The organism is Micromonospora noduli (assembly GCF_003264365.1).
GTDB classification, from domain to species: Bacteria; Actinomycetota; Actinomycetes; order Mycobacteriales; family Micromonosporaceae; genus Micromonospora; species Micromonospora noduli.
On sequence record NZ_PYAK01000115.1, the window covers coordinates 1 to 6,464 of the forward strand.

Sequence of the window (6,464 nt, forward strand, 5' to 3'; positions counted from 1 at the left end):
CGGCCAGCCAACGCCGGGCTTGCTCGCGAATGTCGTCGATGTCAGTGGTGTCCGCCGCCATGCCCCTTGATAGCACGGCGACGGATCACCCCTGTGGGTTCCCTCCGGCTCAGCCGTTCCCGGTGAGCTGGAACGTCTTCACCATCTCGTCGAAGATCGGCTTGCTCTCGGCGAACACGTCCTCGGTGGCGGAGAGGTAGAACGAGTACGACTTGCCGTCCTTGACGACCGCGCGCCACACCCCGTGGCGCATCTCGCCACCGGAGCCGCAGGTGTACTCGAATTCGACGCCCGGGCTGCCCGCCAACTGCTGCTCGGCGATGGCCACCTGCTCGTACGGCTTCTTACAGTTGGTGCTCTTGGTGCGGAGGAAGTTTTGCGCGCTCTCCGCCCAGCGGGTGGGCGTCCCGGTCCACTTCTCGGTGAGGACCCGGATCTTGCGACCGTCGTCCTCCGGGTCGATGTAGTCGGTGTACGAGCCGCCGGTGGCCTTCTTCCAGCCCTTCGGCACCATGACCTGGATTCCGCGGGCGGTGTGCTCCTGCATCTCGACAGTGGGGGCCGCCGGGGCGGACGTGGTGGGCTGTGCGGCCGGGGTGCTCGGCGGTGTGTCGTCGCCGCCGGAGAGCGCCACCGCGGTGATCAGCAGCACGACGACCAACCCGCCGGCCGCGGCGAGCTGCACCTTGCGCGGCCAGCCCTTGACAGTGGTGACGAGCTGACCACCGGTGGCCCGGACCTTGTCCAGCGCGCTGCCGCCCGAAGCGGCGGGCGCGGTGGCCCAGGGCTGGCCGGTGCCCGGCACCGACCACTGGTTGCCGCCGCCGTAGGTGCCGCCGACGCGCTGGGTGGCCTCCGGTGCCGCGCCGCCGTACCCGACCTGCTGGGTGGCATCGGCCGGGCTGCCGTAGCTGACCCGCTGGGTGGCGTCGGGGTGCCCGCCGGCGTCCACCCGCTGGGTGGCGTCCGCGTTGCCGCCGTAGGTGCGCCCGGCCGCAGGTCGGCCGGGAGTCGGCATCGCGCCGGTCGGCGTGTGCAGCGGGCCGGCCAACGCGTCGGCGCTGGTCTCGTCCAGCCCACCGGTGGTGCCGGCCGCTGGAGCTGCCTGCGGGCGCTCGCCCCGGCGCAGCGAGGCCAGCCGGTCGGTCAGGGACTCACCCGGGGCCAGCATCGCCTTGCCACCGATCTGGCTGTCCGGCTTCGGCTCCGGCTGGACCGGCGGGAGGACGGGGATGGGGCGCTGCTGCACCGGCACCACTGCGTACGGGTCGGTGACCGAGTGCACAGCCGTCGCCGTGCTGCCCAGCGGACCGGCGAGCAACTCGCGCAGCATGGCCCGGGAGGTGTGCACGTCGAGTCGGCGTGCCGGGTCCTTCTCGAGCAGACCCATCAGCACCCGGGTCAGCGGGCCGCTGCGCTGCGGCGGAGCCGGCGGGTCCTCGACGACCGCATGCATGGTCTCGATCGGGTCGCCCTTGTCGAACGGGGGCCGCCCCTCGACAGCGGTGTAGAGCGTCACACCCAGCGAGAAGAGGTCACTGGGCGGGCCGAACTCCTGGCCCATGGCCCGCTCGGGTGAGATGAAGTGCGGCGACCCGAGCACCATGCCGGGGGTGGTGAGCTGCACGTCGGTGGGCATCCGGGCGACCCCGAAGTCGGTCAGCACGCAGCGCCCGTCGGTGCAGATCAGCACGTTCGCGGGTTTGACGTCGCGGTGCAGCACGCCGATCGCGTGCGCGACCTCCAAGGCGCCGAGCAGCGCGATGCCGATCTTGGCGACGGCGCGGGGCGCGACCGGCCCGTCCTCGATCACCATGTCGGCGAGGCTGCGGGCGTCCAGCAGCTCCATCACGATCCACGGCCGACCGGCCTCGGTGACCACGTCGTACACCTGCACCACAGCGGGGTGCTGGATGGCGGCGGCGGCGCGGGCCTCGCGCAGGGTGCGTTCGTACATCGCGTCGCGGTCGCTGGGGGCCAGCCCCGGGGGCAGGACGACCTCCTTCACCGCCACGTCACGGCGCAGCAGGGTGTCTGTGGCGCGCCACACCGTGCCCATGCCGCCGTTGCCCACCGAGGACCGCAGCGAGTACCGGCCACCAATGGTGGTGCCGGGCGCCGCTCGTCCGTTGGCGGGACTAACTGGTCCGCCGCTCCACGTCGGGATCTGAGTCACAGAAAAGCCACCGGGGGAAATCGAGGGGGGCTGGGACACAACCCCCCTATCTTGCTGGTTCCGACGCCCGATGCGAAAGCCGACGCGGCGGACGTTTATCGAAGTCGACAGAACGTGCCCTGTCGTTCACCTGGTGTCGACCGGTCGGGACGCACTGTGCGGTATCCCTCACCCGATGACGTGGCCAGGCGTCCTACCATCCGGGGATGAACCAACGGCGGTCAAGTGAGTCCGGTTTCCCGATCAACGGCGTCTACACCGAGGCCGACCTTCCGGAGGACCTGGACTCCCGGCTCGGCAGCCCGGGCGAGTTTCCGTACACCCGGGGTGTCTACCCCACCATGTACACCTCCCGCCCGTGGACCATGCGCCAGTACGCCGGCTTCGGCACCGCCACCGAGTCCAACGCGCGGTACCATCAGTTGTTGCGGGCCGGCACGATGGGCCTCTCGGTCGCGTTCGACCTGCCGACCCAGATGGGCTACGACTCGGATGAGCCGATCGCGCACGGCGAGGTCGGCAAGGTGGGTGTCGCGATCGACTCCATCGAGGACATGCGGCTGCTCTTCGCCGACATCCCACTGGACAAGGTGTCCACCTCGATGACCATCAACGCGCCCGGCTCGGTGCTGCTGCTGCTCTATCAACTCGTCGCCGAGGAGAACGGGGTGCCGGGCACGGCGCTCAACGGCACCATCCAGAACGACATCCTCAAGGAGTACATCGCCCGGGGGACGTACATCTTCCCGCCGAAGCCGTCGCTGCGCCTGGTGGCCGACACGTTCGCGTACTGCCGCAGCGAGGTGCCGAAGTGGAACACCATCTCCATCTCCGGCTACCACATGGCGGAGGCCGGCGCGACGCCCGCGCAGGAGATCGCGTTCACGCTGGCCAACGGGGTGGAGTACGTACGGGCGGCGCTGGCCGCCGGGCTCGCCGTCGACGACTTCGCGCCCCGGCTGTCGTTCTTCTTCGTGGCCCGCACCACGCTGCTGGAGGAGGTGGCGAAGTTCCGCGCCGCCCGGCGGATCTGGGCCCGGTTGATGCGGGACGACTTCGGCGCCAAGGATCCGAAGTCGATGATGCTGCGGTTCCACACCCAGACCGCTGGCGTGCAGCTCACCGCCCAGCAGCCGGAGGTGAACCTGGTTCGGGTGGCGGTGCAGGGTCTGGGTGCCGTGCTCGGTGGCACACAGTCGCTGCACACCAACAGCTTCGACGAGGCGATCGCGCTGCCCACCGAGAAGGCGGCCCGGCTCGCGCTGCGTACCCAGCAGGTGCTGGCCTATGAGACGGACCTCACCGCCACCGTCGACCCGTTCGCCGGGTCGTACGTGGTGGAGGCGATGACCGCCGAGATCGAGGCCGCCGCCGTCGAGTTGATGGAGCGGGTGGCCGACCACGGCTCGGCGGTGGACGCGATCGAGGCCGGGTTCCAGAAGCGGGAGATCGAGCAGTCCGCGTACCGGATCGCCCAGGAGATCGACTCGGGGGAACGGGTGGTGGTCGGGCTCAACCGGTTCACCGTGGACGAGGAGGAGCCGTACGAGCCACTGCGGGTCGACCCGACGATCGAGGCGGCCCAGGCCGACCGGCTGGCCCGGCTGCGCTCCGAGCGGGACGCCGACGCGGTGACGAGCGCGCTCGCCGATCTTCGGGCCGCTGCCGAGGGCGCGGAGAACGTGTTGTACCCGATGAAGGAGGCGCTGCGGGCCCGGGCGACAGTGGGTGAGGTCTGCGGGACGTTGCGTGAGGTCTGGGGGTTGTACCGACCCACCGACCGATTCTGAGCGTCAGGCGGGCGACTGCGGCCTCGGGGTGCGGTGTGTCCGGTGCTCTCAGCGGGTATCCGGTCGGTTGAGCCGGGACGCACACCCTGTGCGCCCACGGTGGGTGGGTGCGTGTGAGCGTCCTTATCCGGCTCGTTGCGGTGTGTGGTCGGCTAATTGTCGGAGTGTCAGTTCATCACCCCGACTAATGCGACAATTTGGCAACGGGTCTCCGACTGGCGCCGGGATTCGTGACCGCCGCGATCGGTTACGCGTTGTAGGAGGTGAGGGGCTGATGACGGCGTTTGACCGTGATCTACCTGCTGTCCCCCGCCTTGACGAGCGCCCCCAGCAGGGCATACGTGACTCTGTGCGGTCCGATCATCACCGTAACGAGGTTGCGCAGCGTCACCGTCGGAGGTCTAGGCTGTCTGCTGTCCCCGATGATCCATCCATTCCTAGTGATCGAGAATTCGACGTGACGAGTGCGTTGACGCTGCCCACAAGCGGCCAGCTGGCGTCGTCCTGGCCGGAGACGCCACCGGGATCCCAGCCCCTGCCCCGCGAGCTGGACCACCTTCTCGCGCTCCGGGTACCGGGGCTGATCGCTACGCGCCGTCACCTCCACTCGCACCCGGAGCTTTCCGGCAACGAGTTCGAGACGGCCGCGCTGATCGCCCGGGAGCTGTCGCTGGCCGGGCTGAACCCGCGTCTGCTGCCCAAGGGCAACGGCGTGATCTGCGACGTCAACGGACGGCCGGACGGCCCGGTCGTGGCGCTGCGCGCCGACATCGACGCCCTGCCGCTGGACGATCCCAAGGACGTCCCGTACCGGTCGACAGTGGAGGGCGTCTGCCACGCCTGCGGGCACGACGTGCACACCACGGTCCTGCTCGGCGTCGGCATGCTGCTGGCCCAGCTCGCCGACCTCGGTGAGCTGGACGGCCGGGTCCGGCTCATCTTCCAGCCGGCCGAGGAGATCCTGCCCTGCGGTTCGCTGGAGGTCATCGAGGCCGGCGGCCTGGACGACGTGGTGCAGATCTTCGCGCTGCACTGCGACCCGAACCTGCCGGTGGGCCAGGTCGGCCTGCGGGTCGGCCCGATCACCGCGGCCGCCGACAACGTGACTGTCCGACTCTCCGGCCCGGGAGGGCACACCGCCCGCCCGCACCTGACCGTCGACATGGTCGACGCGCTCGGTCGGCTGATCACCGAGGTGCCGGCCCTGGTCAGTCGTCGGGTGCCGGCCAACAGCGGCCTGCTGCTGGTCTTCGGCCACGCCTCGGCCGGCACCCGCTACAACGTCATCCCGTCCGAGGCGAGCGCCTCCGGCACCCTCCGGGTGATGGACCGCGACACCTGGGAGCAGGCTCCCAAGATCGTCGCTCAGGTGGTGCGGGACGTGATCGCGCCGACCGGCGCCACTGTCGACCTGGAATACCTGCGCGGCCGGCCGCCGGTGTGCAACGACGCCCGCGCCATCCAGGTGCTGACCGCCGCCACCGCCGCCGCCCTCGGCCCGGACGGGATCGCCGAGACACCGCAGAGCATGGGCGGCGAGGACTTCTCCTGGTATCTGGAGTACGTCCCCGGCGCCCTCGCCCGGCTCGGCGTGGGGCGCTCCGGCCCCAACGTCGACCTGCACCGGGCGAGCTTCGACGTGGACGAGCGGTCCATCGCGGTCGGCGTCCGCGTCATGGTGCAGACCGCGTTGCGGGCACTGGCGGCGGCGCGCTGACCGGCGCGACCAGAGCCGGGGACTTACGTCGTCGGCGCAGCACCACCAGCAGCGCCACCAGCGGTACGCCGAGCGCCACCAGCCAGGGCAGCAACGCGCCCAGCACCGTGAGCAGGACGGTCATCGAGACGACGAAGGCCTTCCAGCCGCCCCTGAGCCCGACCAGGAAGCCGGTCTCGGCCTCCTCCTCGGTGTCCTTGGCCGCCGGCCCCGCCAGCGACACGGTGATCGTGGAGAGGGCGGTCAGGTCGGCCAGGCGTCGCTTCTTGGCCTCCAGCGAGGCCAGGTCGGCCTCCCGGCGACCCAACTCGTTCTCCAGCGACACCAGGTCGGTGATCGAGGTGGCCCGGGACAGCAACCGGCGGGCGCTCTCCACCCGGGCCCGCTGACTGGTGATCCTGGCCTCCAGGTCGACGGTCTCCTCGGTGACGTCCTGGGTGTCGATCTGCCGGCTCTGCTGCCGACCGAGCTTGGCGATCTCCTCCACCACGCCGTTGAACTTCGCCGCCGGCACCCGCAGCTCCAACTCCGCCACCGCGTCGGCGTCGGCACTGCGCCGCTGGTCGCCGCCGACGAAACCGCCGGCCTGGGTGGCCACGGCGGTGGCCTCGCGGGCGGCGGAGTCCACATCGTCCACCTGCACCCGCATCCTTCCGGTGTAGATGATCGCCCGCTGGTCGACCCGTAGGTCCGGTGCGCCGGCGCCGGCACCCTCCGGCGCGCCCGCGGCGGCGTCCCGGCCCGCCTCGCCGCCGTTGGCGGCTGGCGCCTCGGCCGCCGT

Annotated in this window: 4 protein-coding genes; 2 read left to right on the forward strand and 2 right to left on the reverse strand. The window is 70.8% G+C overall.

Translation table 11 applies throughout. From position 1 onward, the window contains the following. Nucleotides 1-109: 109 nt before the first annotated feature. Nucleotides 110-2,176 (reverse strand): serine/threonine-protein kinase, encoded by a 2,067-nt coding sequence (locus GUI43_RS32965; protein ID WP_112700686.1) that lies wholly within the window; start codon nucleotides 2,174-2,176, stop codon nucleotides 110-112. A gap of 206 nt (nucleotides 2,177-2,382) precedes the next feature. Between GUI43_RS32965 and GUI43_RS32970 the strand changes: the two genes are divergently transcribed. Both GUI43_RS32970 and GUI43_RS32975 read left to right on the forward strand, forming a co-directional pair. Continuing rightward, entirely contained in the window at nucleotides 2,383-3,966 is a 1,584-nt protein-coding gene (locus GUI43_RS32970) for an acyl-CoA mutase large subunit family protein (protein ID WP_112700688.1), read from the forward strand. A 457-nt stretch (nucleotides 3,967-4,423) separates the two neighbouring features. Continuing rightward, nucleotides 4,424-5,683, forward strand: coding sequence for an amidohydrolase (locus GUI43_RS32975; RefSeq protein WP_112601945.1), 1,260 nt, complete (start codon nucleotides 4,424-4,426; stop codon nucleotides 5,681-5,683). On the opposite strand, the gene GUI43_RS32980 is transcribed toward GUI43_RS32975, so the two are convergent. Then, nucleotides 5,640-6,464: DUF4349 domain-containing protein (locus tag GUI43_RS32980; RefSeq protein ID WP_112700690.1), on the reverse strand; the 825-nt coding region annotated here is incomplete at its 5' end. The two genes, GUI43_RS32975 and GUI43_RS32980, sit on opposite strands and share 44 nt — an antisense overlap.

Bases quoted from the DNA above. Each gene is read 5' to 3' on its own strand.
- GUI43_RS32970 (WP_112700688.1), top strand. From the start codon at position 2,383: ATGAACCAACGGCGGTCAAGTGAGTCCGGTTTCCCGATCAACGGCGTC.